This window comes from Bosea sp. Tri-49 (assembly GCF_003952665.1).
In the GTDB taxonomy this organism is placed as follows: domain Bacteria; phylum Pseudomonadota; class Alphaproteobacteria; order Rhizobiales; family Beijerinckiaceae; genus Allobosea.
Window position 1 is genome coordinate 4,589,071 of sequence record NZ_CP017946.1, and the last position, 26,273, is coordinate 4,615,343.

Sequence of the window (26,273 nt, forward strand, 5' to 3'; positions counted from 1 at the left end):
CCCGCGCCCCCTTTTTCGTCTCAGTGCCGGAAATGGCGATGGCCGGTGAAGACCATGGCGAGGCCGGCTTCGTCCGCCGCCTTGATCACCTCGTCGTCGCGCATCGAGCCGCCGGGCTGGATCACCGCGGTGGCGCCGGCCTCGGCCGCGGCGAGCAGGCCGTCGGCGAAGGGGAAGAAGGCGTCGGAGGCGACGACCGCGCCATTGGCGAGGCTTTCTGGCGCGCCGGCGGCTTTGGCGGCCTCGCCGGCTTTCCAGGCGGCGATGCGCGAGGAATCGACGCGGCTCATCTGGCCGGCGCCGACTCCGACGGTAGCGAGGGCCTTGGCATAGACGATGGCGTTCGACTTGACGTGCTTGGCGACGCGGAAAGCGAAGCGCAGATCGGCGAGCTCGGCCTCGCTCGGCTGGCGCTTGGTCACGACCTTGAGCTCCATGTCGTCGACCACGGCGTTGTCGCGCGCCTGCGCCAGGAAGCCGCCGGAGACGGTGCGCAGGGAAAGGCCGGACTTGCGGACATCCGGCAGGCCGCCGGTCAGGAGCAGGCGCAGGTTCTTCTTGGCGGCGACGAGGGCGATCGCCTCCTCGTCGGCATCGGGCGCGATGATCACCTCGGTGAAGATCTCGACGATCTTCTTCGCCGCTTCCGCGTCGAGCTTGCGGTTCAGCGCGACGATGCCGCCGAAGGCCGAGACGGGGTCGCAGGCGAGGGCCCGCTCATAGGCTTCGAGCAGCGAGCCGCCCTCGGCGACGCCGCAGGGGTTGGCATGCTTGACGATGACGCAGGCGGCGGTGCGCTCGGGAGCGAACTCGGCGACGCATTCGAAGGCGGCGTCGGTGTCGTTGATGTTGTTGTAGGAGAGCTGCTTGCCCTGGACCTGGCGGGCGGTGGCGACGCCCGGGCGCTGCTCCGGCGTGCGGTAGAAGGCGGCCCATTGATGCGGGTTCTCGCCATAGCGCATCGTCTCGGCAAGGCTGCCGCCGAGCGCCCGGAATGCCGGCGAGGTATCGCCGAGTTCGTTCGCGAACCAGTTGGAGATCGCAGCGTCATAGGCCGCGGTGCGCGAATAGGCCTTCTGGGCGAGCTTGCGGCGCAGCGTCAGCGTGGTCGCGCTTTTGTGCGCCTCGAGATCAGCCAGCACGGCGGCATAGTCGGACGGCTCGACCACGACGGCGACGTCGTTGTGGTTCTTGGCGGCGGCACGGATCATCGCGGGGCCGCCGATATCGATGTTCTCGATGCAATCATCATAGGGCTTGCCGGCGGCGACCGTTGCCTCGAACGGGTAGAGGTTGACGACGAGCAGGTCGATCGGCGCGATGCCATGGCCGAGCATCGAGGCCTGATGCTCGGGATGCGAGCGGATGGCGAGCAGGCCGCCATGGACCTTCGGATGCAGCGTCTTGACGCGGCCGTCCATCATCTCGGGGAAGCCGGTCAGATCCGATACGTCGGTGACGGCAAGACCCGCTTCGGCGATCGCCTTGGCGGTGCCACCGGTCGAGACCAGGGCGATGCCCATGCGCGAGAGGGCGCGGGCGAAGTCGATCAGCCCGGTTTTGTCGGAAACGGAAAGCAGCGCGCGTTCGACGCGGCGGAGTTCGTTCGGCATGGGATGATCAAGTCCGGGTTGATGGCGGTAGCGCGCAGAATACGTGCGCGCGCCCTATCACGCCCGGGCTTTGCTGCAAAGCACAAGACGCTGCTACCTTGCCCTACGGAGAGCTCAGAGCGGCAGATCGGGCTCCGCTTCTGCCCGCTCTCGCTCTGCTGTTTCTCCCCGGGACGGGCGTTGCGCAGGCGTACCGAGGCGGGCGAAACGCCAGATGATCTGCGGTGTCGCTACGGCGTCGAACTCGATGACGAGCTGCACGGTCTTGTGACGGCCGTCGGCGGCGGCAAAGAAGACGCTCTCCTCAAGCCCGACCCGCATGCCGGAAGCTTCGAAAGCCCAGATCTCGCCCGAGGGCAGCGCCAGCAACGCCCCCTCGCCATCGCGGATCAGGCTCGGCTTGACGTTCGGGTGCAAATGGAAGCGTGCGGTCGCCGGCAGGCTCGCCAGGGCTGCCGGCGCGCTGAACGAATCCTCGCCGGCAAGCTGGCTGCCGCTGCGAGCGAGCAGCAGGCGGCGGGTATGGATGGTGCCGAAGGCGCGCCGGTAGCCGTCATGGCTTGCCACCCATTCGTGCCCGTCCTCGTTGTCCTGGCGGGCGACGCGGACATCGGCCGGACCGGCCGTGATCCGCCTTTCGCCGAGCACCAGCCCGAAGACGGCGCTGGAGCGGTCGTCCAGCGTCACGGTCGAATGAGCGGCGGTGGCGCGGGCGGCGAGCCTGAGCTCTGGCGTGCCGAAACGGCTGGCGCCGCAATTCACGACGATGCGCTGCGAGCCGGTCGACAGTTCGAAGCTGAGGCAGCCGGCATTGGCCTCGACAGAATTCGCGCCGCGGGGCGGCGGCCCGGCCTCGACGACGACGATGCTAGTTCCGGCGTTCAGCCGATCATAGCCGGAATAGGCGGCGTGCTCGATCGGCCTGGCGCGAACATCGTCATAGGCGGCCAGCGTTGCCATCAGATCGGGCGGCGTCGCGCCCATGCCGTTGAACAGAGCGAGCGCGCCGTCGCCATGTCGGAACAGCTTGAGGTGTGGCATCATCCGGTCGATCGCCATGATGATGGCGCGCGGCGCTTCGAGCCCGCGGGCCGTGAAGGTCTCGCGGAGCGGCAAGAGGTCGAGCAGCAAGTCGATGATGATGCGGGGATTGCGGCTGAGATGGCCGCCATCCGGCAGAATCTGCTGCTCCAATTCGTCGGAGAGCGCGATCTCGTAGCGGCGCAATCGCCGCTCCTGACCATCGAGGCAGATGGCCGCAAAGCAGATCGCGATCAGGCATTGCAACCGCGCCGCGCCCTCGACAGCGCCGGCGAGCGCGAGCTGCAGTCGTTCGGCCGTCTGGGCGACATGGCGGATGAAGCGCTCATAGAAGGCATGGTCGGCGCCTTCGAGCAGCAGTGGCGAATGCGACAGGAACGACATCAGCCGCCGGGCGATCACCGCCGGGCGCCGCGCGATCTCATCGCGGTCGTGCTGGCGGGCGATGAACTCGTCGACGAGGGCGCGGGCATTGGCGCGCGCGATGGCCGTATCGGCGGCGCGCAAATGGCGCAGCCAGACGAAGCTATGGAGCGCCTCCGCCCAGGCCTCGCTCGGTGGCGTGACCAGGAAGGGCGATTCGCCATGGCAGTTCACGGTACGTCCGGCGAGGGCGAAGTAGCCGGCATAGATGTCGCTCGCCGTGGTCGGATCGGCTGTGCGCAGGTCGTGCGGGGCAAAAAGCAGGCGGCTGGAGCGTAGTCGCCCGAATGGCCACAGAGCACGTTTCGCCCCGGCAATCTGGCCGCGCGTCCGCCGCGCCGCCCTGCCGATGGCTGCTCGTGCCAGGCCTCCGCGCTCGGACCAGCCGCTCAATGAATTCTGCCGCCTCGCCGTCCCGCTACCGCCTCGGTGAGGCGAATCCCGATCAACTCATACCCTGTTCAGGCGACATGCGTAAAATCCCGCCCATCCGGAGAGCCGCGGCGTCTCTCCGGCGAGCTGGTGCGGCAGCGTGCGCAGTTCGCCCAGCGCTGTCAGCGCTTCGGCCTGTCCGCCGATCTCTGCAGGTTCGATCGGAGCACGCACGAAGCCGGGCGTCCGCGCCAGGAAGGCCTCGACCTGTCCCTCGCCCTCCTCCGGCTCCAGCGAGCAGGTGCAATAGACGAGGCGTCCACCCGGCCGGGTGAGTCGCCCCGCCTGGTCGAGCAGGCGGGCCTGCAGGGCTGTGAGCTTGGCGATATCCTCGGGGCGTTTGGACCAGGCGACATCCGGGTGGCGCCGGATCGTGCCGGTGGCGCTGCAGGGCGCGTCGAGCAGGACGGCATCGAAGGGCTCTGCCTCGAAAGTCGTGGCGTCGGCAGTGGCGACCTCGGCGCTCAGCCCGAGCCGCTCGAGATTGGCCTTGAGGCGGCGCAGACGGGGGCCGGAGCGGTCGACTGCGACGACCTGCGCGCCCATTTGCGCGAGCTGCACGGTTTTGCCGCCGGGCGCGGCGCAGAGATCGGCGACGCGATCGCCCGGCTTGATACCGAGCAGCCGGGCGGGCAGCGCGGCCGCCGCATCCTGCACCCACCACTGCCCCTCGGCGAAGCCCGGCAATCCGGTGACGGCGTCGCGTCCGCGCAGGCGTACCGAGCCGGTCGGCAGGACGATGCCGTCGAGCTTGGCGGCCCAGTCGTCCGGGTCTGATTTCACGGTCAGGTCGAGCGGCGGCTCCTCGGCATGGGCGGCGGCGATCGCCGTCGCAACATCGGGCCCGTAGGTGTCCGTCCAGCTTTGGCGCAGCCAGTCGGGCGTGTCGGCGAGCGGATCGAGGCCGGCAAGGATCGCCTCGCGCTCACGCGCCAGTCGCCGCAGCACAGCATTGCCGAGCGAGGCGTAGCGCGAGGAGCGGGCGTCCTCGTGCAGCTGGCGGATCGCGAGGTCGACTGCCGCATGATCGGGCACGTCGAGAAAAAGCAGCTGCGCCGCGGCGGCGACCATGATCGGCTCGAAGGGGCCAGATTTGCGCGGGCTGCCGCGCTCGAGTCGGGCGCCGACTACTTGGCGGATCGTGCCGAGACGGCGGAAGGCGACGGTTGCGATCGCACGCGCCAGCCCGGCATCGGCCGGCTCAAGCTTAGCCGCCAGCGCCATGCGCTCAAAGGTCTCGTCGAGAGCGGTACCGGCGCGCAGCACCTCGTCGATCAGCGTCGCCGCTAGACGGCGCGCGGCGAGACCGGGGGCCTCGTCAGCCGGCGCGCGGTTTTCGTGGGGAGCTGCCATTCTCAGCCCCACGGCCCGGGCTCGCGCCCACCGGCAAAAGGATTCTGGCTCGCGCCGCCGGCGAAACCGCCGCGGTTCGAGGTTACGCCCATGGCGCGCGCCTGCTCCATCAAAGCGGCGATGCGGTTGCCGGTGTCGGGATGTGTCGAGAACAATGAATCCATGCCGCGGCCAGAGAGCGGGTTGATGATGAACATGTGCGCCGTAGCAGGCTTCGCCTCCGCCGTCTCGTTCGGGATATGGGAAACGCCGCCGGCGATCTTGGCGAGCGCGTCGGCGAGCGCCACCGGGTTGCCGCAGATCTCGCCGCCGATGCGATCGGCCTCATACTCGCGCGAGCGCGAAACCGCCATCTGGATGATGGTCGCGGCGAGCGGAGCGAGGATCATCAGGGCGATCTGGACGATGGCGTTGGGGCGATTGTCGCGCGAGCCGAAGAACATGCCGAAGGAGGCAAGAGTCGAGATCGCGCCGGCCATGGTCGCGGTGACGGTCATGGTCAACGTGTCGTGGTTCTTGATGTGCGCAAGCTCATGCGCCATCACGCCGGCGAGCTCGTCATAGGACAGCGTGCGCATGATGCCGGTGGTGGCCGCGACGGCAGCGTTCTGCGGGTTGCGGCCGGTGGCGAAGGCGTTCGGCTGGTCCTCCTGGATGAGGTAGACACGCGGCATCGGCATGTCCGCGCGCTGGGCGAGGTCGCGCACCATCCGGTAGAGATCGGGCGCGCTGCGCTCATCGGCCTCCTGGGCATTGTAGGCCGACAGCGCCAACCGGTCGGAATTCCAGTAGCTGAACAGGTTGGTCGCGACCGCGATGCCGAGCGCGATCAGCATGCCGCCGGCGCCGGCAAGCAGATAGCCGACCACGCCGAACAGCGCGGTGAGCGCCGCCATCAGCATGCCGGTACGGGCATAGTTCATCGAGAACCCCTTCTTGCGTCGCCGCTCCAGCGCGGAAATGCTCGCCGGAGTGCGCTTTCGTCCCTATGTGGTGGGGACAATGCCGATCCTGCAAGAGAATGGCCGATCATGAGCTCGCAGACGAAGACGGACGAAGGCGGAGCGACCGCTGCCGCAAAGGCGTTGTCGCCGGCGGCTCAGCGCGCGCTCGCCGAAGCCGAGGCGCGCCGTGCGGCGATCGATGCCAAGGCCGCCGAGCTCCGTCGCGAGAAGGAGGTCGCCGGCCGCGGCGGGCTCGAACCGGTGCGCTATGACGATTGGGAAGTGAAGGGGATCGCCAGCGATTTCTGAGCTGCGCAGACCTGGCGGTTGCAAAGGGGGCCGCAGCCGGCCAAAGACGGGGCTGACTGCAACGGGCTTTGATCCAGCATGAGTGACGACAAGCGCCTCGAAGCCCTGCGGCGGCTCCTGACCGAAGCGTACCAGAAGCTCGGACTGAAGCTCGGCTTCTCGCTCTGGGATGGCTCGCGCGTGCCGGCCGACTGGCCTCAGGATGGGCTGGGGATCGCGATCCGCGATGCGGGTGTCGTCGCGGCGCTGCTGCGCAAGCCGAAGCTCGATACGCTGCTGCACCTGCACATCTCCGACCGGATCGCGATCCAGAACGGCTCGATCTTCGATCTCGCGGCGGCGCGCCCGGACGGCAAGGTCGGTAGGCTGGCGCGCGGCATTTCGAAGGCGGCGGTATTCGAGGTCGTCAGACGTTTCATCTTCGCGCCGGGCACGGCGCCGCAGGCAGTGGAGCACATCAAGGGCGACGAGATCGCCCGCGACGGCAAGCCTGCGACGAACAAGGCCAATATCGCCCATCACTACGACGTCTCGAACGCATTCTACCGGCTCTTCCTCGACGAGCGCATGGTCTACACCTGCGCCTATTTCACCGAGGATCACGACGATCTCGCGCGGGCGCAGTCCGACAAGCTCGAGATGATCTGCCGCAAGCTGCGCCTGAAGCCGGGCGACAAGCTGCTCGATATCGGCTGTGGCTGGGGGGCGCTGGTCTGCTACGCCGCGCAGCATTACGGCGTCGAGGCGCATGGCGTGACGCTGGCGGAGGAGCAGCTCAAGCTGGCGCAGGAAAAGGTCGAGGCGCTCGGCCTCACGGACAAGGTCACGCTCCACCTCAAGGACTTCACCCAGATGGAAGGGGAGTTCGACAAGATCTCCTCGATCGGCATGTTCGAGCATGTCGGTATCCGCAATCACCCGACCTATTTCCAGGCGGTGAACCGGCTGCTCAAGCCGCGCGGGCTCTATCTGCACCATTCGATCTCGCGGCGTGCCAAGAAGACCGAGCGGGCCTTCAACAAGATGCCGGCGGAGTACCGTGCCCTGGTGCGCTATATCTTCCCGGGTGGTGAACTCGACCATCTCGGCATGTCGATCGCCAATCTCGAGCGCTACGGCTTCGAGGTGCACGATGTCGAGGGCTGGCGCGAGCATTATCAGCGCACGACGCGGCTGTGGTTCGAGCGGCTGAATGCGAACAAGGCTGAGGCGGAAGCGGAAGTCGGGCCGGAGCGGACCCGGATGTGGCTGCTTTATCTCGCCGGCTGCTCGCTTGCCTTCGAGCGTGGTGGAGCGCTGATCAACCAGACGCTGGTGTCGAAGCGGCGCAAGGGACCGTCGGGCCTGCCGTTGACGCGGGTCGACCTCTATCGTTGAGCAGAGTCAGGACAGGCGCAGTGCGAGCGGGCGAGCGCTGACCGTCACGGCATCGGCGCCTGCCTCGGCGCGGGCATAGTGCAGGGCATCGTCCCGGCTGCGGAAATAGCCGCCGCCGCGACCATGCGTCTCGATCGCGATCCAGTGGCCCTCGCGGTCGCGCCCGATCTTGAAATGCGGACGGGCGGCTGAGGTGGCAGCGGTTGGCATGGCAGCCTCAGAAGAAGCCGATCGTGGTGGCAAGGGCGAGGCCTGCACCGAAGACGATCGTCGAGGCGAAGGCCGCCTCGGCAACGGTGAAGAGCGTCTGGGCGTGGCCGGAAAGGGCGGAACGGGACAGCGTGAACATCGAAATCCCCCAAGTCGGATCGTGTGCTCCAGTCTTGGGTCGCTCAGCGCACTTTTCGCGCTGTCCTTAGAAATGCGAATGGCGCCCTAAGGGGCGCCATGCAGGCTGTGCCCTGGGGCGGAGCCTATTTCTTCACGAAGCCGTCGAGCTTGCCGTAATGTTCGGCCAGCAAATAATAGAAGGTCAGGCGCGACTTGGTCTTGTCGGCCTTCATGTGATCGCAGGTGGCCTTGATGGAGGCGTCGAGGTCGGCGGTCTTCAGGCCGAGCTTCTTCTTCAGGAAGTTCTCGCGGACGCGCTCGAGTTCAGCGGGGTCGGAGCAGGCGACATAGCGCGTATCGGGCTTGCTCATGACCAAGGCATAAGCCTTGCTCATGCCGGCGAAGGCGGCCTCGTTGACGGGTTTCTTGGCGAACTTCTTGACGTCGGCGAGATGATCCATCGGGTACCCCTCTGAAGACATATCGGTTCGAAAGGCGTGCTGGACTCAGCGTTACGCCTTTGAAAACGATATCCGGCTTTTTTGTCGCAGGCGAGAGGCGGGCTTACGAAAAATCCCGTCGATTGTTCGGTGAATCCGGGTTGCGTCCGGGAGATGGCAGGTCGGCGCTCTGGGTCATTGAAGCCGGGGCCGGCAAATGCTGCGATGCAACAATTCGCCCGGAGGTCTTTCAGCCATGAAGCCGACGATCCTGATGGCGCCGCGCATGCCGGCGCCCCTGGTATCGCGCCTGGAGCAGCGATACCAGGTGCTTGGACCGATGAGTCATTCCGCACCGGACGCGCTGCCGTTGGGGGCGGACGCGGCGCGCGTGCTGCTGACGGTCGGTACCTGGAAAACCGACGCTGCCTTGATCGACGCCTTGCCCAGCCTCGGTCTCATCGCCTGCTACGGCACGGGCAATGAGGGCGTCGAGCGGGCCGCTGCCAAGGCGCGCGGCATCCTGGTCAGCAATGCCGCCGACGCCAACGCGACGAGCGTCGCCGAACTCGCGGTGGGGCTCATGCTGGCGAGTGCCCGGCAGATCGGCGCGGCCGAACGCTTCGTGCGGGCCGGCCGTTGGCAAGGCAATGCGATCGAGCGCATGGCGCATGTGCCGGGCCTGGCCGGGCGCAAGCTCGGCATTTTCGGGCTGGGCGCCATCGGCCAGCGCATCGCGGTGCGGGCAACCGCTTTCGACATGACAGTCGGCTATCACAACCGCTCGCCACGGCCGGGGCTGCCCTATCAGTATCACGATAGCTTGGTCGGCCTCGCCGAATGGGCCGATATCCTGATGGTCTCGGTGCGCGCGAGCGTTGAGACGCGGCACGCGATCGATGCCGCGGTCCTGCGCGCGCTCGGTCCGCACGGCCATCTCGTCAACATATCGCGTGGCATTGCGGTCGATGAAGCGGCGCTGATCGAGGCACTGGAGAACGGCACGATCGCGGGCGCGGCGCTCGACGTTTACGAGCACGAGCCTGTCGTTCCGGATCGGCTCAAGGCGCTGGAGAACGCAGTGCTGACGCCGCATATCGCGGCGAACGCAGAATCGGCTCAGATCGCCCAGCAGGAGCTGCTGCTCGCCAATCTGGAGGCGTTTTTCGCCGGCCGGCCGTTGCTGTCGCCGGTCGCGATCTAGGCGATCGGCGAAAGAGGCAGTGCTTGCTCCAGTCGTCAGGGCGCGACGACGACCGGGGTGCCCATGCGGACGCGAGCATACAGATCGATCACGTCGCTGTTGTGCATGCGAAAGCAGCCATAGGAGGCGGCGGTGCCGACGGAGCGCGGGTTGTTGGTGCCGTGGATGGCATATTGGCCGCCGGGGCCGAGGCCGATGACGCGCGCACCCATCGGATTGTTGGGGGCGCCACCCGGAATGACGTCCGGCAACCGCGGATTGTCGCGCTTGACCTCGGCCGGTGGGCTCCAGGCCGGATCGACCATGAGCTCCTCGACATATTTGACACCGCGCCACTGCTTGCCGGCCTTGCCGACGGCGATGGTGTAGCGCAGGGCCTGCCCCGGCGCGGCGATGTAATAGAGCTTCCGCTCGGCCGTCCGAATCAGGATGGTGCCGGGCTGGTAGCGATAATCGGGGAAGTCGACGACCTCGCGCGCCTGGGCGGGGCGCACCGCCAGCAGCATCAGCAGCGAGAGTGCTGCCGCGATGATGAGATCGATCGGTTCGTGCCGGCCCGCCATGGTTCTCTCCCTGCGTGTCCCAACGCTTCAGGAGGATTTGGGCGGTTGCCGGTGAATCGAGGGTTCAGCAGCATAGTGAACCCTCGATTCAGCATGAATCCGGGCTTAACCGGCTGATTCCTCAGGCGATGGCGCCGCCGATGGTCAGGGTTGCCAGCAGCAGCGACAGCAGGGCGGCGAGGAGCAGGTCGATCGGACCGTGCGGGATGCTCATGACGGAATCCTCCGGCGCCGCGATCCGACATCCGGCGGCGCCAGCCCCGTCATGACGGAACCGGTCGGTACGGTCCACGACCGAAGGTGACCGGCGTGAACGGCCCGTTAAGCACTCGTGCGGGGTTTACGGAAAACTGAACGGGAGGCGAAATTCAGGCTTTCTCGACCACGAGCGTTGCCCCCTCGACCCGCACGACGCGGATCTCGGTGCCGGCGAGCAGTTCGGGGCCGGTGACGCGCCAGGAGGAATCACCGACGCGGATGCGGCCTTCGCCGCCGGCCATGGTCGCCTCCAGCTTGAAGACCTTGCCGATCAGCTGACGGCCGCGATCGTTCAGGCCCGAGGCGGCATCGGGCTCTTCGCCCCGGCGGCGGGTGATGGCGCGGCCAGCAAGGACGCTGGCGACGGCGAGAACCGCGAAGACCAGCAAGGCGCCCTGCCAGGCGACGCCCGTGAGCCCGACGACGATGCCGGTCAGCAGCGCGGCGAGGCCGAACCAGAGCAGGAAGACGCCCGGTGCCAGCATCTCGCCGCCGATGAGGACGAGCCCGAGCACGACCCAGGCCCAGCCGCCGAGGGAGGCGAACCAGTCGAGCATGGTCAGCCCTCCACGGAGCGGCCGGCCGCGGGAACGGAGCCTGCCCGACGATTCGCTATCGCGTCATCGCCGAACACTGCCTTTGTGAGCTGGGCGATACCGCCGACGGTGCCGGCAAGGGCGGCAGCCTCGATCGGCACGATCACCACCTTGCTATTGGGGGCGCTCGCCATCGCTTTCAGCGCATCGGTGTAGCGTTCGGCGATCAGGAAATTGGCGGCCTGGATGTCGCCGCGGCTGATCGCCTCGCTGACCATGGCGGTCGCTGCCGCTTCGGCCTGCGCCGAGCGTTCGCGGGCCTCGGCGTCGCGGAAGGCGGCTTCCCGCCGACCCTCGGCGGCGAGAATCTGCGATTGCTTCAGACCTTCGGCCTTCAGGATCTCGGCCTGGCGCATACCGTCCGCTTCCAGCACGGCGGCGCGCTTCTCGCGCTCGGCCTTCATCTGCCGGTTCATCGCGCCGACGATATCGGCCGGCGGCAGGATGTCCCTGATCTCGATGCGGGTGACCTTGACGCCCCAAGGTGAGGCCGCGGCGTCCATCACGCGCAGCAGCCGCTCATTGATCTCGTCGCGATGCGAGAGCAGTTGGTCGAGGTCCATCGAGCCGACCACCGTGCGGATATTGGTCATGGTCAGGACCATCAGTGCCTGATCGAGCGCCGAGACCTCGTAGCGCGCCTTGGCTGCGTCGAGGATCTGGTAGAAGGCGGCGGCGTCGATGCGCACGCCGGCATTGTCCTTGGTGATCGCTTCCTGCGAGGGAATGTCGAGCACCTGCTCCATCACATTCACCTTGTGGCCGATCCGGTCGAAGAGCGGGATGATCAGCCCGAGGCCGGCGCCGAGCGTGCGCGAATAGCGGCCGAAGCGCTCGACAGTGAAGTTGTAGCCCTGCGGCACGGTGCGCACGCCGAGCGCGATCGCGATGACGACCGCGACGACCATCATGATCAGGGCGACCGTGGCGATATCCAAACCTTGCGAGCCCATCTCATCCCTTCTCCAGCTTCGGCGCAGCAGCCGCTCATCATAGCGATGTTTGCGAAGCTCTGATGCAGGCTCGCAGCGTCAGTTCTCCAGATATTTGACCACGCGCCACATCATCTCGCCGACGGTGTTGCACTCCTCGTCGTTGAGGACGCCCATCATCGCCTCGATCTTGTTGGTGTGGATCGCCAGCGCCTTGCGGGTCAGCACCTCGCCTTCCGGCGTCAGCCAGAGCCGGCGCACGCGGCGGTCGGTGTCGTCATTGCGGCGCTCGATCAGGCCGCGCCGCTCAAGCTCGGGCAGGAGCATGCTCATGGCACTACGGCCGACGAGCAGTTTTTCGGCCAGCGCCTGCTGGGTCAACCCGGGTGTGCGGAAGACATTGGCGAGCACATCGTAATGCGCGAGCTGGATACCGAGCGGCGCCAGCGCCTCCGAGAAGACCTTCTTCCAGAGCTGGTGCATGCGTGCGACTGCGAGCCAGTTCTTGAAGCGCGGTAGCTCCCAGGGCAGGCGCGATCCGCCGGTGCCTTCCGGCTCATCCGCGGATTTAGAAATCGGCTCTTGCATTTTGTTCATGGCTGAACATAATAGTTCAAGACTGAACGAACAGGGTATCCGATCATGCCAAGCGCAGCCCTTCGCGTCATTCGTCCTCTCGTCCGTATCGGCAGCTTCATCGCCCCACGTACCGCTGGGCGCGCCGCTTTCAAGCTCTTCTGCACGCCGCCGCGCCAGCCGGGTCCGCAGACTCGGACCGGCAAGGCGATCATCGCTGCCCGCTTCCGGCTCGCACCCGCCATCAAACAGGCGGTATCCTACCCGTGCGGGACGGTCAGCACCTATCTGTTCGAACCAGAGCCTCGCTTGCAAGATGGCGATGGTCCGGCGCCGACAGTGATCCTGCTGCATGGCTGGAACAGCGAGGCGGCCTTCATGACCGCTTTCATCCAGCCGCTCTTGGCGCAGGGCTTCCGCGTCGTCGCCTATGACATGCCGGCGCATGGCACCTCGACCGGGGCCGAACTCAATATTCCGCTCGGCGTCGCTGCGCTCGCCGCCGTTGCCCGCGTCTTTGCCCCGGTGCATGCGATCGTCGCCCACTCCTTCGGTGGGGCGATTGCGCTGGCTGGACTCGCCCGCAGCGTGCCGGGCCAGCCGCGGGTCAGGACGAACCGGCTCGCTCTGGTCGCGGCGCCGTCCTCGGTCACGACGATCACCCGCAATTTCGGGGCGACGATCGGGCTTGGTCGTCGCGGCCAGGCGGCGCTGGAGCGGCGCATCCATAGTGTCGCCGGCAATCCGGTCGAGGCCTTCGAGGGGCGCGGGCAGCTAGAGGCGATCGGCCTGCCAACCCTGGTGATCCATGACCGGCAGGACCGCGAGCTCGATTTCCATCATGCGCAGGCGCTGGCGGCCGCGGGGCCGTTCGTGACGCTGCAGGAGACGAGCGGGCTCGGGCACCGGCGGATTTTGCAGGCGAAACCGGTGCTGGAGGGCGTGACGCGGTTCGTGGTGGGGTGATTTCCCTTCTTCCCTCGGGGGGAGAAGGTCCCGGCAGGGGGATGAGGGCGGTCCGACTGGGTGAACAGCGGATAAGGTTGCGGCTACCCTTCCCTCATCCGTCAGCGCTTCGCGCTGCCACCTTCTCCCCCGAGGGGAGAAGGAAAACTCGCGCCTACTTACACCCAGCCCATCAACTCCCGGCGGACCACCGCCTCGATCACCTGCATGCCCTCCTCGGAATCGTTGAGGCAGGGCAGATAAGCGATCTTCTCGCCGCCATTGTGCATGAAGATCTCGCGGTTCTCGACGTCGAGTTCCTCGAGCGTCTCCAGGCAATCGGCCGAGAAGCCGGGCGCGACGATGGCGAGCGATTTGGTACCTGCCTTGGCCAGCGCCTTCACCGTCTCGTCGGTATAGGGCTGCAGCCACTCGTCCGGTCCGAAGCGCGACTGGAAGGTCAGGCGGAAGCGTTCCTCAGACAGGCCGAGCTTCTCGCCCAGCAGCCGGGCGGTGACGGCGCACTGGCAGTAATAGGGGTCGCCCTTGAGCAGATATTCCTTCGGCATGCCGTGCAGCGAGCAGAGGATCACCTCCGGCTCGAAGGAGAGCTTGCCGAGCGAGGTCCGGATCGAGGCGGCGAGCGCGTCGATATAGGTCGGGTCGGCATAATAGGGATGGGCGACCCGCACGGTCGGCTGCCAGCGCATCTCCATGAGAGCGCGAAACGCCTGGTCGCAGGCGGTCGCCGAGGTCGGTGCGGCGTATTGTGGGTAGAGCGGCACCAGGAGGATGCGGTCGCAGCCCTGGTCGAGCAGGCCCTTCAACCGGCTCTTCACATCGGGCAGGCCGTAACGCATTGCCCAGTCGACGGTGATGCGGTCGCCAGCCTCGCCCTTCAGGCGCTCGGCGAGCTTTTCGGTCTGTGCGCGTGTGATCGTCTTGAGCGGGCCTTCGTTGCGCTCATTGTTCCAGATCGAGGCGTAGTCCTTGCCCTTCCGGCTGGGGCGCGTCGACAGGATGATCAGGTTGAGGATCGGCCACCATTTCCAGCGCGGTTCCTCGATGACGCGGCGGTCGGAGAGGAATTCCTTGAGATAGGCCCGCATCGGGCGGTAGCTCGTACCCTCGGGCGTGCCGAGGTTCATCAGCAGCACGCCGATGCGGCCGCTTTTGATGGTTGCATGATCGGGCGGCAAACTGGGCTTGAGGCTCATCACATCCGCTTTCGTTCGGCTGTGATTTAGACGAGTTACGGTTTTCGTCCAGTCGGGCCGTACGGGGTGCGACACTGCGTAAGCAGGGTCTCGCAAGCCGGCTAGGCTCTTGCTAGTCTTCGACCAAATCAAAACCGCAGGGGTTCGCGCCGATGACCAAGATGACCCGCCGCCACGCACTTCGCGTCCTCGGCGCTCCCGCAGCGCTTGCCGCCACCGCGCCGGTCGCCAAGGCGCAGACGCCGCCCGCGACCTTCACGCTGCTACTGGTCAACGACATCTACAAGATGAGCGACGACAAGGGCAAAGGCGGCTTCGCCCGGGCCTCCGGCATCGCCAAGGCCGAGCGGGCGCGCGGCGTGCCGGTGCTGTTCTGCCATGCCGGCGATTGCTACTCGCCCTCGCTGATGTCGGGTTTCGACCAGGGCGCCCATATCGTCGCCATGCAGAACAAGATGGGCATCGACGTCTTCGTGCCGGGCAATCACGAATTCGACTTCGGCAAGGAGAACTATCTCAAGCTCGCCGCCGCCCAGAGCTATCCGACCTTCGCGGCCAATCTGCGCGACGCCGCCGGCAATCCGCTGCCTGGGCACAAGGATTCCCAGATCTTCGAGCTCGGCGGTATCAAGGTCGGCGTGATCGGCACGACCTTCGACCCGACGCCGCAGCTCTCCAATCCCGGCGACCTGAAATTCTCCTCGACCATGGAGGCGTTGCGGCGCGAGGCGCGCAAGCTGAAGTCGGAAGGTGCCGACATCCTGGTCGGCGTGGTCCATGCCGACCGGGCGATGGACTACGAGATCGTGCGTTCTCGCGTGGTCGACATCCTGCTCACTGGCCACGACCACGACCTCGCCATCGCCTATGACGGCAAGGTTGTGATGGTCGAGTCGAACGAGGAGGGCAATTACGTCACCGCGATCGACATCGCCGTCAGCGTCTCCGGCCAGGGCCAGGCGCGGCAGGTCTCGTGGACACCGACCTTCCGCGTCAACGACAGCCGCGCCGCGACGCCCGATCCCGAGGTCGCCGCCATCGTCAAGGGCTATGAGAGCGAGCTCTCCAAGGAGCTCGACGTCGAGATCGCGACGCTGGGCACCCCGCTCGATTCCCGCACTGCCATGATCCGCACCCAGGAGACCGCGATCGGCAACCTGATCGCCGATGCGATCAGGGCCGCGACGGGCGCGCAGATCGCCATCACCAATGCCGGCGGCATCCGCGCCAACAAGCAGTACGCGCCCGGCCACAAGCTCACGCGTCGCGATGTTCTGAGCGAGATGCCCTTCGGCAATGCCACCGTGATGGTAGAGATCACCGGCAAGGACGTGAAGGACGCGATCGAGAACGGCTTGCGCGATGCGCCGCAGGGCGCCGGGCGCTTCCCGGTGGTGTCGGGACTCACCTTCGAGGCCGATCTGAAGCAGCCGCAGGGCTCGCGCGTCACCTCCGTGAAGGTCGACGGCAAGGAGATCGATCCGGCGGGCAAATACACCGTCGCCTCCAACAACTTCATGCTCTCGGGCGGCGACGGTTATACCGCGCTCGGGCGCGGCAAGACGCTGATCGGCCTGACCGACGGCAAGCTGATGGCGAACGAGGTCATGGTCTATGTGCGACGGCTGGGAACGGTCGAGGCCAAGGTCGAGGGGCGGGCCGTCCTGAAGTGAGCGGCTTTCGCGAGGCGCTCGACGCCTTTCTGGTCTCGCCTGCCTCTGCCTCCTGGAGCGAGCTTGCCGTCTTCCGTGACGGCACGGCCGAACGCGCTTGCGCGGCCGTCGATGCCGAGGTCGCTGCGGGCCATGTCGTGGCGCCGGGGCCGGAGCGGTTTCTCGCGGCCTTGGCGCTGACCCCGCTCGACCAAGTGCGCGTGGTGATCCTCGGGCAAGATCCCTATCCGACGCCCGGTCATGCCAACGGCCTCGCCTTCTCCTATGTCGGGCCGCCGCCGCTGCCGCGCTCGCTGGTCAACATTTACAGGGAGCGGGCCGAGGATCTTCACCTCGCCGCGCCTGCCGGCGGCGATCTCTCTGATTGGGCGAAGCAGGGCGTGCTGCTGCTGAACACCGCGCTGACGGTCCGCGAGGGGGCGACACAGGCCGGCTCGCATCTGAAACTCGGTTGGCGGGCCGTGACGGATGCGATCCTTGCGGCCGTCTCGCAGCGGCAGCCGCATGTCGCCTTCATGCTTTGGGGCTTACCGGCGCAAGCCAAGCGCGCGCTGATCGACGAGAGCAGGCACTTCGTCATCGCCAGCGCCCATCCCTCGCCGCTCTCGGCGCGGCGCGGCTTCTTCGGCTCGAAGCCGTTCAGCCAGGCGAATACCTGGCTGGCGGGGAAAGGTGAAACGCCGATCGCGTGGTGAGGGCTATCCCACCGGCCTCTCGTCGGCGATGACCTTGCCGTCGTTTGGCAGGGCCCCGAGCGGGAGCACCTCGACCGCGCCCTTGAGCTTGGTGACCTGCTGCAGGGTCGAGGAGACCGCGTCGACGAAGCCGTTCGGCTCGGCATAGATCTCGGCCTTGAGCGTCATGGTGTCGAGTTCGTTGGCGCGGCCGATGACAAGGCGCAGTTTGGCGATCTCGCTGTGGCGACGGGCGATCTCGGCGACCTGCTCGGGCCGCACGAACATGCCCTTGACCTTCGCCGTCTGGTCGGCGCGGCCGAGCCAGCCTTTGATCCTAGCATTGGTGCGGCCGCTGGCGCTGACTCCCGGCAGGATCGCGGTGAGGTCGCCGACGGCGAGACGGATCTGCGGGTGATGCGGATCGAGATTGGTGACGACGATCTCGCCGACCTCGCCCTCGGTGACGGGATCGCCGGTACCGGGCCGGACGATCTCGACGATCAGGTTCTCGTTCAGGACCATGCCGTCGCGCGCGCTGGTCTCATAGGCGATCAGGCCGATATCGGCGGTGGCGTAGAGCTGGTAGGCGTCGATGCCGCGTTCACGCACCCAGGCTTGCAGCGAGGGCGGGAAGGCGGCGCCCGAGACGATGGCGCGTTTCAGGCTGGAGATATCGACGCCGCGACTGTCGGCCGCCTCTATCAAGAGCTTGAGGAAGTCCGGCGTGCCGATATAGGCGCTGGGCTGGTAGGCGCCGATCACCTCCATCTGCTGCTCGGTGTTGCCGGGGCCGGCCGGGATGACGGCGCAGCCGATGGCACGCGCGGCCGAGTCCATGACGAAGCCGCCTGGCGTCAGATGGTAGCCGAAGGTGTTGAGTACGACGTCTCCCCGGCGGAAGCCGGCGGCGTAGAGGCCGCGGGCCGTGCCCCAGGGATCGACGCCGGCGCCCTCAGGCTCGAAGATCGGGCCCGGCGAGGTGAAGAGCCGGCCAAAAGAGCCCAGCGGCGCGCCGACGAAACCGCCGAAGGGCGGCTTGTCCTTGTGCAGCACCGGCAGGTCGGCCTTGCGTAGCACCGGGAGCTTGGCGAGCGCGGCGCGATCGGTGACCTCAGCCGGATCGATGCCCTTCAGATGCGCTGCGTAGCCCGGCGTCGCCAGCGCGGCGGCGAGGACGGCCGGCAGCCGGGTGAAGAGGTCGCTCTCGCGCTGCTCGGGCGGCCGGGTCTCGAGGTCGTCATAGTGCTGGTTCATCGCTTTCGCCCTCGCGGACCGGTCTATCGGATGACGCGCAGGATGCGCAGGAAGTCGAGCAGCCCCATCAGCGACGCCGCGACATAGGTCATCGCAGCTGCCCGCAGCACGCCGCGCGCTGCGGGCATGTCGTCAGGATGGAGGTATTTGTCGTGATCGAGGATCGGCAGCGCCTTGCCGAAGCTGGCATCGAACTCGACCGGCAGCGTCAGCAGGTGAACGACGACGCCGAGGCCGAGCAAGGCAACGACGGCGCCGAACTGGAACAGGCCGATGGCTGGCACGCGGGTGAAGATCATGACGATCGGAACCGCGACCAGCACGACCATGGCGATCTTGTCGACCGTGCCGAGCAGGCGGGCGAGGCGGGTGCGCAGGGAGAAGAGCTGGCTGCCCTGGGCATGCTGGATGGCATGGGCAACCTCATGGGCGGCGACGGCGACGGCCGTGATCGAGCGGCCGTCATGGTTCTTCGGCGAGAGGCGTACGGTTCGGGCATCGGGGTCGTAGTGGTCACCGCCGGGCGTGGTCGTCTCGACGCCGACCTTGTCCAGCCCGTAACGGTCGAGCAGATGGCGCGCGAGCTCTCCTCCGGTGCCGGGTAGATCGGGCCTGTCGGCGGCGTGCCTGTCCATGACGTGGCGGACCCAGAATTGCGGACCGAGGATCAGCGCGAGGATGATGAGGGCGACGACGAGGTAGAGCATGGTATCGCCCTGCCTGCCGATCCCGACCTGACTATGACAGCCAGCGCTTGCGCCGCTTATAGCTCTTGACCTCACGGAAGGACTTCTTGTTGCCCTCGGCGACGCCGAGATAGAACTCCTTCACGTCCTCGTTCTCGCGCAGCATCTTCGCCTCGCCGTCCATGACGACGCGGCCGGTCTCCATGATGTAGCCATAGGTGGCGTAACGCAGGGCCATGTTGGTGTTCTGCTCGGCGACGAGGAAGGAGACGCCCTCCTCGGCGTTGAGGCGGCGGACGATCTCGAAGATCTCCTCGACGATCTGCGGCGCCAGCCCCATGGACGGCTCGTCGAGCAGGATCATCTTGGGCTTCGACATCATGGCGCGGCCGACCGCGCACATCTGCTGCTCGCCGCCGGAGGTGTAGCCGGCCTGCGAGTTGCGGCGCTGCTTCAGGCGCGGGAAGAGCTCGTAGATCTTCTCGAGGTCGCGCTTGATCGCGGCGTTGCCGTCGCGGCGCGTGAAGGCGCCGGTCAGCAAATTCTCCTCGATCGAGAGATGGCCGAAGCAGTGCCGGCCTTCCATCACCTGGATGCAGCCGCGGCGGACGAGTTCGCTGGGCGACATCTTGTCGACGCGCTCGCCGTCGAAGACGATCGAACCCTTGGTGACCTCGCCGCGCTCGGCCTTGAGCAGGTTCGAGATCGCCTTGAGCGTCGTCGTCTTGCCGGCGCCGTTGGCGCCGAGGATCGCGACGATGCCCTTGCGCGGCACGGTCAGCGAGACGCCCTTCAGCACCAGGATGACGTGATCGTAGATCACCTCAATGTTGTTGAGCGACAGGATGGTGTCCGTCGCGGCCGCTGCCGTGGGCTTTTCGAGGGTGGCGGTCGACATCTTGCGCTCCGCTTTCGGACAAGGCGACCGGGCGGCGGCGCAGGCCGCCGCCCGGAGGTTCAGATCAGGAGGACTTCTCGCAGGACTCGGTACGCTTGGGCCAATTGCCGGCCTTCTCGACATAGTCCTTGGCGTTGGCCTCGATCAGCGGTCGGACCTCGTCCTTGAGCGGCTCCAGCCACTCGCCCGGCTTGGTCCACTTGGTGCCGTCCCATTCGGCGACATAGGCCTTGCTGTGGCCGGAATGGTCGGTGCAGGAGATCGAAGTCGGCGTGGCGAAGCCCTCCATGCCGATCTCCTTCAAGCGCGCCTCGGTGATGTTGAGGCTCTCCAGGCCGCGGCGCATGTCCTCGGCGGTGATCACCTTCTTGCCGGTCAGCTTCTGGGCGTTGCGGATCGCCTCGACGACCAGCATCGAGTTGTAGACGCCGCGATTGTAGAGGTTCTCGCCGACCTTCTCCTTCGGCGTGGTGCTCTTACCCTTCTCCACGACATGCTTGAGGATGTCCTGGATGGCCGGGAAGTTCTGGCCGGCCGCGTTCAGGTTGAGCGACTTGTAGCCCTTGGCCTCCGGCCCGCCGGCGCGCGCATCGTCATCGCCGCCCGCCCACCAGACGCCGACCAGCTTGCCGATCGGGAAGTTGTTCTTGATGGCTTCCTTGACCGCGGTCGGGTTCATCGCGCCCCAACCCTGATTGTAGAGATAGTCCGGGCGGTCGCGGCGGATCGAGAGCCAGAGCGAGCCCTGGTTCTGCATGTCGGCAGCGGCGACGGGGAAGATCTTGAGTTCGAAGCCGTATTTCTTGGCGAGGCTCTCGAGCACCGGGATCGGCTCCTTGCCGAAGGGCGCATCGAGATGGATCAGGCCGAGCTTCTTGCCCTTGAGCTTGTCCATGCCGCCAAGCTCGGCCGCCATGTGCTTGACCATCAGGGACGCACCGTCCCAATAGGTGAAGGGCGGGATGAAGACCCAGGGGAAGTTGGTGCCGTCGGCCGAGGCCGAGAGACCGTAGGCCATCGACAGGATCGGGATCTTGTCGATATGGGCGCGCGGGATCGCGGCCAGCGTCGCGCCGGTCGACCAGGGCGAGTAGACGATGGTGTTCTTCGACTTGGCCTGCTCGTAGCACTCGATCGACTTCTTGGTGTCGTAGCCGGTCTCGCACTCCTCATAGACCACCTTGACGCCGTTCACGCCGCCGTCGCGCTCGTTGATCATCGAGATGTAGTCGCGCATGCCGTCGCCGATCGGGATGCCCGAGCCCGAGAACGGGCCAGTGCGATAGGCGTTGTTGGCGAAATAGACGCTGTCCTGTGCATTGGCCGGGACGGCTAGCGCGCCGGCTGCGAGGAGCGCGCCGAGCGCCACGCCCTTGATCATGCTGCTCTTTTTCATTGCTTCCTCCGTTGGTTTCAGTCGGATGCGGCCGGGCCGCCCCGTCTTGCTGCCTGCGGCTTCAAGGTTTGCCGCAGGTCGTTTCCTTTGGACCTCCTCCCCGCCTCAGTAGGGGAAAGGCCACGTCCGCAATTTCTGCTTCGCGATCTGCCAGAGACGGGCGAGCCCGTGCGGCTCGACGATCAGGAAGAAGATGATCAGGGCGCCGACCAGCATGAAGGTGACATGCTCGGCGGTGGCGCCGGTGAGCGGCACGCCCAGCGCCGGCAGGCCGAACTTCAGGATCGTCGGCAGGCTGGCGATGAAGGCCGCGCCGAAGAAGGAGCCGATCAGCGAGCCTAGGCCGCCGATGATGACCATGAACAGGATGTTGAAGGAGAGGCGGATGGTGAAGACGTCATTGGCTTCGCCGCCGCCATACCAGAGGAAGATCATCATCGCCCCGGCGACGCCGGCGAAATAGGACGAGACGGCGAAGGCGGTGAGCTTGGCGTTGAGCAGCTTGATACCCATCAGCTCGGCAGCGATGTCCATGTCGCGCACCGCCATCCAGGAGCGGCCGAGCTTGCCGTGTACGAGGTTCGAGGCGAACCAGGTCAGCACCACGACGAGGCCGAGGCAGACGAAATAGCGCGTCTCGGGCGTCGCGGAGGCGCCGGTGATGGGTAGGCCGAACAACGTGCGCTGCGGCACCTCGATCGCGCCCGAGGCATTGTAGTTGAACAGCCAGGGCACCCGCACGAAGGCCCATTGCAGGAAGAACTGCGCGGCGAGCGTCGCGACGGCAAGGTAGAAGCCCTTGATCCGCAGCGAAGGCAGGCCGAACAGCACGCCGATCGCGGCCGAGAACAGTCCCGACACCAGGATCAGGACGATGATGTTCACGCCCGGGAAGAAGGTGGTCAGCTTGTAGCAGGAGTAAGCGCCGACGCCCATGAAGGCGGCGGTACCGAGCGAGATCAGCCCGGTATAGCCGGTCAGGATGTTGAGCCCGATCGCCGCCAGGGAGAAGACCAGGAACGGGATCATCACCGAGGCGATGAAGAAGTCATTGCCGATCAGCGGAACGCCGACGAGGGCGATGCCTAAGATGACCGCAAGGCCGATCCGGTCCTGCCGGAGCGGGAACACGGCCATGTCGGCGGCGTAGTTGGTCTTGTATTGGCCGGCTTCGCGGTAGAACACGGGGTCAGCCTCTCAGATGCGTTCGATGATCTTGTCGCCGAACAGGCCCTGCGGCCGGAACAGCAGGAAGCCCAGCGCGATGAAATAGGCGAGCCAGCTCTCGATCCCGCCGCCGATCAGCGGCCCCCAATAGAACTCGCCGAGCTTCTCGCCGATGCCGATGATCAGCCCGCCGACGATGGCGCCGGGGATCGAGGTGAAACCGCCGAGGATCAGGACGGGAAGCGCCTTCAGCGCCACGATCTCGAGCGCGAAGGAGACGTCAGAGCGCGCCCCCCACATGATGCCGGTAATCAGCGCGACGATGCCGGCGGTGAACCAGACGATCACCCAGATCTGGTTAAGCGAGATGCCGACCGAGAGCGCTGCCTTATGGCTGTCGGCGACGGCGCGCAGCGCGCGGCCGATCCGGGTATACTGGAAGAACAGCGCCAGCACGGCGATCATCAGCGATGCGATGATAGCGGCGGCGATGTCGATCTTCTGCAGCGAGACGATGCCGCCGAGGATCTTCAGGTCGATCGCGCCCTTGGGCAAATAGAGCTGATCGGTGATCATCTGCTTTGGGCTGCCGCCGAAGACGGATTCGCCGAAGCCGATCAGGAAATAGGTGATCCCGAAGGTCGCCATGAACAGGATGATGTCGGGCTGGTTGACCAGCGGGCGCAGCACCACGCGCTCGATCGTCACGGCGAGGGCGAACATCACGCCGAGCGTCAGGATGACGGCGAGGAAGGCCGGCACGCCCTTTTCATAGAGGCCGACCAGGGTCAGCGCCGCGAACACCACCATGATGCCCTGGGCGAAGTTGAACACACCCGAGGCCTTGAAGATCAGCACGAAGCCGAGCGCGATCAGGGCATAGAGCACGCCGGAGACCAGCCCCTCCCAGATGGTCTGGGCGAGCAGATCAGGCGCCTGCGCCATCTGATTGAAGGGATCGACGAAGATGGCGTGGATCGTGCCGGTCGGATCGATGCGGGCGCCGACGATCGCAGCGGCAATGAGGCCGATCGCGATCAGGCCGGACTTGATCCAGCCATTGGCCAGGAGATTGGGCGTAGGCTGCGCGGCGACGTCGCTCATGCGCTCTTGTCCTTGCTTGCGGCGGGCATCAGTGCGCCACTCCGAGATAGGCGTCGATCACGCGCTGGTCGGCCTTGACCTCGCTGGGCGTGCCATCGGCGATCTTGCGGCCATATTCGAGCACGACGACCCGGTCGGAGAGGTCCATGACGACCCCCATATCGTGCTCGATCAGAGCGATGGTCGTGCCGAACTGGTTGTTCACGTCGAGGATGAAGCGGCACATGTCCTCCTTCTCCTCGAGGTTCATGCCGGCCATCGGTTCGTCGAGCAGCAGGAGCTCCGGCTCCATGGCGAGCGCGCGGCCGAGCTCGACGCGCTTCTGCAAACCATAGGGCAGCTTGCCGACCGGCAGCTTGCGGATGTGCTGGATCTGCAGGAAGTCGATGATGTCCTCGACGACCTTGCGATGCTCGATCTCCTCGGTCATCGCCGGGCCGTGTCGCAGCGCCTGCCAGAAGAAGCCTTTGCGCATCTTCAGCGTGCGCCCGGTCATGATGTTGTCGAGCGTCGACATGCCTTTGAATAGGGCAACGTTCTGGAAGGTGCGGGCGATGCCGGCGGCGGCGGCCCGGTGCGGGCGCATCCGGTCGCGACGCACGCCCTTATAGGTGATGCGGCCTTCCTGCGGGTGGTAGAAGCCGTTGATGCAATTGAGCATCGAGGTCTTGCCGGCGCCGTTAGGGCCGATGATGGCGCGGACCTCGCCCTTGCGGATGTCGAAGGAGACGTCGCTGATCGCCTTCACGCCGCCGAAGCGGAGCGAGACGTTCTCGACCGAGAGCAGCACCTCGCCCTTGTGGGTAACCGGTGCGCCGGCGACAGCCATGGTGTGAGCGTTCATGCCGCCTCCTTCGTCGCCGGGGCGGTTGCCGGGGCCGTGACCGGATAGACCTTGGAGTCGACGACCTTGACCGTCGCCGAGATCACGCCTTTGCGGCCGTCCTCGAAGGTTACTTCCGTCGAGATGTCGGCTTCAGTCGCGCCGTTGTAGAGCGCCTCGACCAGAGGGGCGTAGCGCTCGGCGATGAAGCCGCGGCGGACCTTCTGGGTCCGCGTCAGCTCGCCATCGTCGGCGTCGAGCTCCTTGTGCAGGATCAGGAAGCGCTTGATCTGGGCGCCGCCCATCATCGGCTCGGCCGCGAGCGAGCGGTTCACCTCGTCGACATGCTTGGCCATCATCTCGTAGACCTGTGGATGGCCGGCGAGCTCCTGATAGGAGGCGTAGACGACATTGTTGCGCTCCGCCCAGTTGCCGACGGCGGTGAGGTCGATGTTGAGCGCGACGGTGGCGTAGTCGCGGCCCTGGCCGAAGGCGACGACCTCCTTGATGTTCGGATAGAACTTCAGCTTGTTCTCGATGTATTTCGGCGGGAACAGCTCGCCGGAGTTGAGCTTGCCGACATCCTTGGCGCGGTCGATGATCTTGAGATGGCCGCTCTCGTCGAAGAAGCCGGCATCGCCGGAGCGGACATAGCCGTCCTCCGTCATCGTCTCGGCGGTCTTCTCGTCGTCCTTGTAGTAGCCGCGGAAGATCGAGGGCGAGCGGTAGAGCACCTCGCCATTGTCGGCGATCCTGATCTCGACCTGCGGCGCCGGCTTGCCGACCGTGTCGGCCTTGATCTCGCCGTCCGGCTGCATGGTGATGTAGACGCCGGCCTCGGTCTGTCCGTAGAGCTGCTTCAGGTTGACGCCGATCGAGCGGTAGAAGCGGAAGAGCTCCGGGCCGATCGCCTCGCCGGCGGTGTAGCCGACCTTTATGTTGGTCAGGCCGAAGCGGTTGCGCAAAGGCGCATAGATGATGATGTCGCCGAGCTTGTAGAGCAGGCGGGCGCCGAGCGGCACGGGTTCGCCGTTCAGGATCTTCTCGCCATGCTGCTTCGCCACCCCGAGGAAGTAGTGGAAGACCTTCCGCATCAGCGGGCCGGCATCCTCCATGCGCACCATGGTCAGCGTCAGCATGGTCTCGAAGACGCGCGGCGGGGCGAAGGCGTAGGTGGTGCCGATCTCGCGGCGGTCGTCGACGACCGTCTCGGGACCCTCCGGGCAGTTGACGCAGAAGCCGGCGATGATCGCCTGCGCATAGGAGAAGACGTGGTCGCCGACCCAGGCGATCGGCAGATAGGCGATGATCTCGTCGTTCTCGTTCAGCCCATCGAAGCCGCAGCCGATCTCGGCGGCGGTGATGACGTTGTAATGGGTGAGCATCACGCCCTTGGGGCGCCCGGTCGTGCCGGAGGTGTAGAGGATGATGGCGAGATCATCGCTCGCGCCCTGCTCCATCTCGCGGTCATGCGCGGCTGAAACCGTGGGGTCCTTGAGCGCGGTGCGCCCGGCCTCGATCACCGCGCCGATGTCGTGCAGCTTGGCGTGATCGTAGTCACGTAGGCCGCGCGGCTCGTCATAGAGCATGTGGCGCAGGTTTGGCAGGCGCTCGATGACGGAGAGCACCTTGTCGACCTGCTCCTGGTCCTGCACGCAGGCGAAGACCGCGCCGGCATGGTCGAGCACATAGGCCATCTCGTCGGCGACGCTGTCGGCATAGACGGGCACAGGGATCGCGCCGAGCCATTGCGCGGCCGCCATCGACCAATAGAGGCGCGGGCGGTTGTAGCCGATGATGGCGACCTTCTCGCCGCGCTTCAGGCCGATTTGCTCGAAGCCCTTGGCATAGGCGCGGACCTGCTCGGCGACCTCGGCCCAGGTCCAGGACTGCCAGATGCCGAGGTCCTTGTGACGGAACGCCGTGCGCGCGCCGCGCTCTTGCGCATTGCGCAGCACAAGCTTGGGAAAGGTATCCGCCTGGCCGGCGGCTGCGCTTGCCACGATTGTCGTCTCCACCCTGTCGCCCCGTCTGCTGCGGGT

At 66.3% G+C, this 26,273-nt stretch carries 26 protein-coding genes; 6 read left to right on the forward strand and 20 right to left on the reverse strand.

Going from position 1 to position 26,273, the window contains the following annotated elements:
* Window positions 1–20: 20 nt before the first annotated feature.
* The 4 genes from purH to htpX form a co-directional block, all read right to left on the reverse strand.
* A complete protein-coding gene (gene purH / locus BLM15_RS22225; RefSeq protein WP_126114796.1) occupies window positions 21–1,613 on the reverse strand; it encodes a bifunctional phosphoribosylaminoimidazolecarboxamide formyltransferase/IMP cyclohydrolase in 1,593 nt (530 codons plus the stop codon).
* Between the two features lie 114 nt (window positions 1,614–1,727).
* Window positions 1,728–3,470: a heparinase II/III family protein gene (locus tag BLM15_RS22230; RefSeq protein ID WP_126114797.1), complete on the reverse strand. Its 1,743-nt coding sequence runs from the start codon at window positions 3,468–3,470 to the stop codon at window positions 1,728–1,730.
* A 57-nt stretch (window positions 3,471–3,527) separates the two neighbouring features.
* Window positions 3,528–4,862 carry an RsmB/NOP family class I SAM-dependent RNA methyltransferase gene (locus BLM15_RS22235; RefSeq protein ID WP_126114798.1) on the reverse strand — a complete coding sequence of 445 codons (1,335 nt, stop codon included), beginning with the start codon at window positions 4,860–4,862 and terminating at the stop codon, window positions 3,528–3,530.
* Window positions 4,863–4,864: 2 nt separating this feature from the next.
* The gene (gene htpX, locus BLM15_RS22240) at window positions 4,865–5,785 is read right to left on the reverse strand and encodes a zinc metalloprotease HtpX (protein ID WP_126114799.1); all 921 of its coding nucleotides are present in this window, start codon (window positions 5,783–5,785) and stop codon (window positions 4,865–4,867) included.
* A 108-nt stretch (window positions 5,786–5,893) separates the two neighbouring features.
* Here htpX and BLM15_RS22245 point away from each other — a divergent pair, with 108 nt between their 5' ends.
* Both BLM15_RS22245 and BLM15_RS22250 read left to right on the forward strand, forming a co-directional pair.
* The gene (locus tag BLM15_RS22245; RefSeq protein WP_126114800.1) at window positions 5,894–6,115 is read left to right on the forward strand and encodes a DUF1674 domain-containing protein; all 222 of its coding nucleotides are present in this window, start codon (window positions 5,894–5,896) and stop codon (window positions 6,113–6,115) included.
* A 78-nt stretch (window positions 6,116–6,193) separates the two neighbouring features.
* Window positions 6,194–7,492, forward strand: a complete 1,299-nt coding sequence (locus BLM15_RS22250; RefSeq protein ID WP_126114801.1) for a class I SAM-dependent methyltransferase — start codon at window positions 6,194–6,196, stop codon at window positions 7,490–7,492.
* 6 nt (window positions 7,493–7,498) lie between these two features.
* Here BLM15_RS22250 and BLM15_RS22255 read toward each other — a convergent pair whose 3' ends face one another.
* The 3 genes from BLM15_RS22255 to BLM15_RS22260 all read right to left on the reverse strand — a co-directional run bounded on the left by BLM15_RS22255 (window position 7,499) and on the right by BLM15_RS22260 (window position 8,283).
* Window positions 7,499–7,702 carry a hypothetical protein gene (locus BLM15_RS22255; protein WP_126114802.1) on the reverse strand — a complete coding sequence of 68 codons (204 nt, stop codon included), beginning with the start codon at window positions 7,700–7,702 and terminating at the stop codon, window positions 7,499–7,501.
* A gap of 7 nt (window positions 7,703–7,709) precedes the next feature.
* Window positions 7,710–7,841 carry a hypothetical protein gene (locus BLM15_RS32160; RefSeq protein ID WP_257791803.1) on the reverse strand — a complete coding sequence of 44 codons (132 nt, stop codon included), beginning with the start codon at window positions 7,839–7,841 and terminating at the stop codon, window positions 7,710–7,712.
* 124 nt (window positions 7,842–7,965) lie between these two features.
* On the reverse strand, window positions 7,966–8,283 hold the full coding sequence (locus BLM15_RS22260; RefSeq protein ID WP_126114803.1) for a DUF2853 family protein: 318 nt from the start codon (window positions 8,281–8,283) through the stop codon (window positions 7,966–7,968).
* 235 nt (window positions 8,284–8,518) lie between these two features.
* Here BLM15_RS22260 and BLM15_RS22265 point away from each other — a divergent pair, with 235 nt between their 5' ends.
* Window positions 8,519–9,466, forward strand: coding sequence for a 2-hydroxyacid dehydrogenase (locus BLM15_RS22265; RefSeq protein WP_126114804.1), 948 nt, complete (start codon window positions 8,519–8,521; stop codon window positions 9,464–9,466).
* Between the two features lie 35 nt (window positions 9,467–9,501).
* Here BLM15_RS22265 and BLM15_RS22270 read toward each other — a convergent pair whose 3' ends face one another.
* From BLM15_RS22270 to BLM15_RS22285, 4 genes are all read right to left on the reverse strand, one after another.
* The gene (locus tag BLM15_RS22270; RefSeq protein ID WP_126114805.1) at window positions 9,502–10,029 is read right to left on the reverse strand and encodes a L,D-transpeptidase; all 528 of its coding nucleotides are present in this window, start codon (window positions 10,027–10,029) and stop codon (window positions 9,502–9,504) included.
* 368 nt (window positions 10,030–10,397) lie between these two features.
* Complete coding sequence (locus BLM15_RS22275; protein ID WP_126114806.1) at window positions 10,398–10,844, reverse strand: NfeD family protein; 447 nt, start codon at window positions 10,842–10,844, stop codon at window positions 10,398–10,400.
* A 2-nt stretch (window positions 10,845–10,846) separates the two neighbouring features.
* The gene (locus BLM15_RS22280) at window positions 10,847–11,836 is read right to left on the reverse strand and encodes an SPFH domain-containing protein (protein ID WP_126114807.1); all 990 of its coding nucleotides are present in this window, start codon (window positions 11,834–11,836) and stop codon (window positions 10,847–10,849) included.
* Between the two features lie 78 nt (window positions 11,837–11,914).
* On the reverse strand, window positions 11,915–12,412 hold the full coding sequence (locus BLM15_RS22285) for a MarR family winged helix-turn-helix transcriptional regulator (protein ID WP_126114808.1): 498 nt from the start codon (window positions 12,410–12,412) through the stop codon (window positions 11,915–11,917).
* Window positions 12,413–12,457: 45 nt separating this feature from the next.
* On the opposite strand from BLM15_RS22285, the gene BLM15_RS22290 reads away from it, so the two are divergent.
* The gene (locus BLM15_RS22290) at window positions 12,458–13,357 is read left to right on the forward strand and encodes an alpha/beta fold hydrolase (RefSeq protein WP_126114809.1); all 900 of its coding nucleotides are present in this window, start codon (window positions 12,458–12,460) and stop codon (window positions 13,355–13,357) included.
* 158 nt (window positions 13,358–13,515) lie between these two features.
* Here BLM15_RS22290 and hemH read toward each other — a convergent pair whose 3' ends face one another.
* Window positions 13,516–14,553 (reverse strand): ferrochelatase, encoded by a 1,038-nt coding sequence (gene hemH / locus BLM15_RS22295; RefSeq protein WP_126114810.1) that lies wholly within the window; start codon window positions 14,551–14,553, stop codon window positions 13,516–13,518.
* Between the two features lie 152 nt (window positions 14,554–14,705).
* Here hemH and BLM15_RS22300 point away from each other — a divergent pair, with 152 nt between their 5' ends.
* Together BLM15_RS22300 and ung are read left to right on the forward strand one after the other, a co-directional pair.
* Window positions 14,706–16,226, forward strand: a complete 1,521-nt coding sequence (locus BLM15_RS22300; RefSeq protein ID WP_126114811.1) for a bifunctional metallophosphatase/5'-nucleotidase — start codon at window positions 14,706–14,708, stop codon at window positions 16,224–16,226.
* Entirely contained in the window at window positions 16,223–16,921 is a 699-nt protein-coding gene (gene ung / locus BLM15_RS22305) for a uracil-DNA glycosylase (RefSeq protein WP_126114812.1), read from the forward strand. Before BLM15_RS22300 ends, ung begins: the two co-directional genes overlap by 4 nt.
* A gap of 3 nt (window positions 16,922–16,924) precedes the next feature.
* On the opposite strand, the gene BLM15_RS22310 is transcribed toward ung, so the two are convergent.
* The 8 genes from BLM15_RS22310 to BLM15_RS22345 all read right to left on the reverse strand — a co-directional run bounded on the left by BLM15_RS22310 (window position 16,925) and on the right by BLM15_RS22345 (window position 26,234).
* Window positions 16,925–18,157, reverse strand: coding sequence for a phenylacetate--CoA ligase family protein (locus BLM15_RS22310; RefSeq protein WP_126114813.1), 1,233 nt, complete (start codon window positions 18,155–18,157; stop codon window positions 16,925–16,927).
* A 23-nt stretch (window positions 18,158–18,180) separates the two neighbouring features.
* Entirely contained in the window at window positions 18,181–18,864 is a 684-nt protein-coding gene (locus tag BLM15_RS22315; protein ID WP_126114814.1) for a zinc metallopeptidase, read from the reverse strand.
* Between the two features lie 31 nt (window positions 18,865–18,895).
* Complete coding sequence (locus BLM15_RS22320; protein ID WP_126114815.1) at window positions 18,896–19,741, reverse strand: ABC transporter ATP-binding protein; 846 nt, start codon at window positions 19,739–19,741, stop codon at window positions 18,896–18,898.
* A 64-nt stretch (window positions 19,742–19,805) separates the two neighbouring features.
* Window positions 19,806–21,137, reverse strand: a complete 1,332-nt coding sequence (locus tag BLM15_RS22325) for an ABC transporter substrate-binding protein (RefSeq protein WP_126114816.1) — start codon at window positions 21,135–21,137, stop codon at window positions 19,806–19,808.
* Window positions 21,138–21,242: 105 nt separating this feature from the next.
* Window positions 21,243–22,322 (reverse strand): branched-chain amino acid ABC transporter permease, encoded by a 1,080-nt coding sequence (locus BLM15_RS22330; RefSeq protein ID WP_126114817.1) that lies wholly within the window; start codon window positions 22,320–22,322, stop codon window positions 21,243–21,245.
* Window positions 22,323–22,334: 12 nt separating this feature from the next.
* A complete protein-coding gene (locus tag BLM15_RS22335; protein ID WP_126116299.1) occupies window positions 22,335–23,249 on the reverse strand; it encodes a branched-chain amino acid ABC transporter permease in 915 nt (304 codons plus the stop codon).
* A 187-nt stretch (window positions 23,250–23,436) separates the two neighbouring features.
* Window positions 23,437–24,252, reverse strand: coding sequence for an ABC transporter ATP-binding protein (locus tag BLM15_RS22340; protein ID WP_126114818.1), 816 nt, complete (start codon window positions 24,250–24,252; stop codon window positions 23,437–23,439).
* Window positions 24,249–26,234 (reverse strand): AMP-dependent synthetase/ligase, encoded by a 1,986-nt coding sequence (locus BLM15_RS22345; protein ID WP_126114819.1) that lies wholly within the window; start codon window positions 26,232–26,234, stop codon window positions 24,249–24,251. Before BLM15_RS22345 ends, BLM15_RS22340 begins: the two co-directional genes overlap by 4 nt.
* Window positions 26,235–26,273 lie beyond the last annotated feature (39 nt).